General features: G+C 61.9%; 4 protein-coding genes. 3 read left to right on the top strand and 1 reads right to left on the bottom strand.

Annotated features, from left to right (window positions below):
- Positions 1-173 precede the first annotated feature (173 nt).
- Positions 174-611: a hypothetical protein gene (locus SGJ19_17470; protein ID MDZ4782041.1), complete on the bottom strand. Its 438-nt coding sequence runs from the start codon at positions 609-611 to the stop codon at positions 174-176.
- A 397-nt stretch (positions 612-1,008) separates the two neighbouring features.
- Here SGJ19_17470 and tssK point away from each other — a divergent pair, with 397 nt between their 5' ends.
- The 3 genes from tssK to SGJ19_17485 all read left to right on the top strand — a co-directional run.
- On the top strand, positions 1,009-2,481 hold the full coding sequence (tssK, locus tag SGJ19_17475; protein MDZ4782042.1) for a type VI secretion system baseplate subunit TssK: 1,473 nt from the start codon (positions 1,009-1,011) through the stop codon (positions 2,479-2,481).
- Positions 2,478-3,122 (top strand): DotU family type IV/VI secretion system protein, encoded by a 645-nt coding sequence (locus SGJ19_17480; protein ID MDZ4782043.1) that lies wholly within the window; start codon positions 2,478-2,480, stop codon positions 3,120-3,122. Before tssK ends, SGJ19_17480 begins: the two co-directional genes overlap by 4 nt.
- A 282-nt stretch (positions 3,123-3,404) precedes the next feature.
- On the top strand, positions 3,405-4,378 hold a 974-nt coding region (locus tag SGJ19_17485; GenBank protein ID MDZ4782044.1), incomplete at its 3' end, for a hypothetical protein.

Here is a 4,378-nt window from a genome sequence, read left to right on the forward strand (position 1 = left end):
CATCCGGAGGCAACCGCGAAAGACACGAAAGGCACGAACGACTTGTGGGGATCGGGCTTTTTCCAAGAGTGCCAACCGACTCTCGGCACATGGGCTGGCTAGAGATTGGCCACAGCAGCCTTGCTAAACGATCCGAATGTTCGTGTTTTTCGCGCCTTTCGTGGTTCCAAGTCTCAGGTAACCGTATCTTCCAAGGACAGCGTCGGCGGCGTCACGGCTTCCAGCAGGCGGCCGCCGCTTTCGTACCAGCCGTGGCAGGTAAAGCGGCACCAGTTGATGTCGATCAGGAATGCCAGCGACTCCACGCCCGGCGCCTCGCAGACAATGATCGCTCGTCGGCAGAGGATGGGCTGCTGATGGAAAAAGCCCAGCCCTCGTTCGGAGAGATCCTTCCCGACGATCACGAACGATGTCTCCAGCCGGTCGTGGTCGGCCGGCCAGAGGGTCATTAACGTGGGGAACGGAAACCGTCGGTCGCGACGTCGTTCCAACATCGCCGGGTCGCCGGACTGCCGCTGCAAGAGGCGGCAAACCTGCCCGGAAACGGAATCTTCGGCCGCCATCCGCTGGACGCCGGCCGGATATGCGCGTTCGGAGACCGCAATGCTCATAGCGTGGGCGAAGTCCTGCAGAGACTTAAGAAGTGGAAGCGCTGATCGACCGAGCGGTCCACGCGTCGAAGGGAAGAGCTTCCGAGCGCGCAAGGCCTCGAAGGAACCTTAGGTTGCGTTTCAGGCCCTGTCAAATAGCTCGCCGGCGCTCTGCCGGTGGTCGTCGGCAAGGTCGAGGCGAATTCCTCGTCGCGTCCATTCCAAAACCATAACAGGCCAACACTTACGTACGCGAATGCTGTTTACATAACGCTCCTGCAGTGATACGATGCGGCCGAAATAGTGGAACTGGTGAGCGTTGAGCGATGCCTGGCCGGTGGCGTTCCTCCGGTCCTGGCAACGACCTCGCGTTCGTCGCTCCCGGCGCTCGCGCATTTTCCCCCGGGGTGTTTGCCGCATGCGGAACCTGCCCGTCCATTGGTTCGAAGGATTGTTTCTCCGCCCTCAGCATTTTCAGGCGGCCGATCGCCATTGGACCGAGTTAGTACAAACCTCCGAGCAGTGGGATCACCCGTACAACTACGGCATCTACGCGCTGGAGTGGAGCAAAGAGGCGCTCGCGAATCAGCAGTTCGAGTTGCATACTCTCAAGGCGCGGATGCGCGACGGCACCATCGTCTCGCTCGATTCCGGCAATGAACCGGACCGCATCGACTTGCGCGGAGCGCTGGGCGAGTTGGCCCAGACGCTCGTGAAGCTGGAGGACGCGTTCAACACCGCGCCGGCGATCCGCGTTTATCTGGCGGTGCCGAAGCTGCAACTCGGACGTCAGAACGTCTCGCCCCCGAACGGTTCCGCGGAGCATGCGCGTAGCATCGAGTTCGATCAAACGGTGCAAGACGAGAGCTTTGGCGGCAGCGACCAGCCGATTCGCGTCAAAACGCTCAATGCCCGGCTGTTGCTCTCGAATCAAGATCTGAGCGGCTATGAATTGCTGCCCATCGCGCAGATTCGCCGCGCCAGCGAAGAAAAGGCCGTGCCGCGGCTCGATCCCGATTACATCCCGCCGCTGATTTCCATTCAGGCCTGGCCAGGGCTGAGCCGGGATATCGTCCGCGCGATCTACGATGTAATCAGCCAGAAGCTCGAAATCCTCGCGCAACAGGTGATGAACCGCGGCATCGGGCTCGACAGCCGCGACCCCGGCGATACCGAGCGAGTGTTGATGCTTTCCGAGTTGAACGAAGCGCACAGCGTGCTCTCCGTGCTGGCCTTTGCCGAGGGCGTCCATCCGCTCACGGCTTACACCGAGTTGTGCCGTGTCGTCGGACAGTTGTCGATTTTCGGCCGCGAGCGCCGCACCACGGACATCCCCACGTACGATCACGAAGACCTGGCCCGTATCTTCCAGTGGATCAAGCTGAAGATTGACGCTTTGATCAACTCGGTCCGCGACTACGAATACGAGCAGCGGTACTTCGTCGGCGTCGGCATGGGCATGCAAGTCACGCTGGAACCCAAGTGGTTCAACTCCGACTGGAGCTGGTACATCGGCGTCAACAAAGGCGAGCTCACCGAGCAAGAATGCCGCGAGGTGCTTTCCCAAGGGCAGCTCGATTGGAAAATCGGCAGCAGCCGGCAAGTCGAAATCCTCTTCAAGCATCGTGCGCAAGGCTTGCAGTTGCAGCCGGTCGACCGCTTAATTCGCGCGTTACCCGCGCGGCAGGAATGGATTTACTACGAGGTTGATCGCAAAGATTCGCCCGCCTGGCGCGATGTGCAGGAAACGCAGACGCTGGCGATGCGGCTCAAAGATTCACTGATCGAAAACGCGGATCGCCTGCAAGGCGAGCGCCGGCTGGTTGTGAACCTGCGCGGCAAGAAAGTTCCGCTTCAATTCGCCCTGTTCGCGGTGCCGATGCGCGCATGACACCCAAGTTTGCCCAAGCCGTTGACCCCGTGTTGTTGCACGTGCTCGGCCTGCTGGAGCGCGTGGCGCGCGACGAGCGCCCGAGCCCGCAGGAGGAGCGGTTGCAAATCACTGCGCTCCTGGATCAGGCCGAAGCCATTGTCGGCGTCGGCCAGGAATGGGAACTCGGCAAGTACGCGCTTGTCTCCTGGATCGACGAGGTGTTGCTGGAAACGCCGTGGGAAGGCCGCGAGTGGTGGAACAACAACGTCCTCGAAGTCGAGACGTTCAACACCCGGCTTTGCAACGAGCGTTTCTACACCCGCGCGCAAGAGGCTTCGACGTTGCCGCGCCGCGACGCCTTGGAAGTGTACTACGTCTGCGTCGTGCTCGGTTTCCGCGGCCTGTACCGCGAGCCGGAACTCGCCGCGATGCTCACCGAATCCAATGGCCTCCCCGACACGCTCGACGGCTGGGCCCGGCAAACGGCACTGGCCATTCGCCTCGGCCAAGGCCGCCCCGCGTTGGCCGGCCCGCGCAGCGAAGTGCAAGGCGCGCCGCCGCTACGCTCGCAACCGCTGGTCCTCTGGTCCTGGCTGACCGCGACATTGCTGGCAGCCGTAGTGACGATTTATTACACGCTGGTGTATCGACAAACTTAGAAGATTCACCACAGAGACACGGAGGCACTAAGGAAGTGCCTCAGGAACCGCGGAGGCGCCGAGGGCAGGGAGTGTGAATGTCGAATTTCTAAATCTGAATGTCGAATCAATTTTGAATGACAGAATGACAAAACTTTGGATTAGCGTCCCTAAGGCAGAGCGGCCTTCGACATTGGTCATTTGGACTTGATTCGACATTCAGATTTAGAATTTCGTCATTCGCCCTTTCCACTTCCCTCCGTGTCTCCGTGACTCCGTGGTGAATCAACCTGGAGCATTGTCATGGAAGTCCCCGCCCCGCCGGCAGAACCTGGGAAGATTGTCAGCTTTTTTCGCTGGCTGGGCGGGCTGCCGCGCCGGTTCTTTCGGCAACCGTTGCCGCGGCTGGCCGCGATTCTGACGGCGTTCGCGCTGTTCATTGTCGTGATCACGGCTTGGACGATTTTCTTGATGGATCCCGAGAGCGTCCCCTGGCGGCATGCCATGACCGTCGGGCGGATCGTCTCGGTGCTCGCGCTCTTGTTGGCGATTCCGATCGTCGTCTACTGGGCGCTCAAGCTCTGGCTCGAAGGGGATGTGTCGCCCTATCCGGAAATCGACTTCGCCTGGAAGGCCGGCATCAACGCGCTGCGGCGCAATGGCATCGATATCGACGCCGCGCCGACGTTCCTCCTGCTCGGCACCGGCGATGAACGGCACGAGCAACGCTTGATGGACGCCACGGGGCTCGGTTTCCGAGTGCGCGGTATTCCGGAAGGCCCCGCGCCGCTGCACTGGTACGCCAATCCGGACGGCATTTATCTCTGCTGCACCGACGCCAGTTGGCTGAGCGCGCTGGCCGCCAAGGAACATACCGCCGCGTTCGAGGCCGTCGCATCATTGTTGCCGAGCGCCGAGGCCCCGGTGATTGCGGACGCCCCCATGGCGCCGCCGGAGGAATCGCTGATTGCCTCCCGCGCCGCGACCCCAACGCCCGTCGCGCGACGCGCGCCATCCGCTCGGGAATCGACGCGCGGCACCATCATGCTCGATCAATACGTCGGCTCACAACCGACGGCGGAATCGTTCGAGGACACCGCCGTCGCGCCGATGGCAACGCCCGTCGGCAGGCGTTCCGATTCCGGTAGTTCGCGCGGCACGCTGATGCTCGGCGCCGGCGTCTCATTCCCCACCGCGCCTTCGCCCGTCGTCGAGGAACCGCCGATGTCGTTTGGCCCATCGACGATGACGGCTCGCACGCTGCCACCGCTGGCGCC

Source organism: Planctomycetia bacterium (assembly GCA_034440135.1).
Lineage (GTDB): Bacteria > Planctomycetota > Planctomycetia > Pirellulales > JALHLM01 > JALHLM01.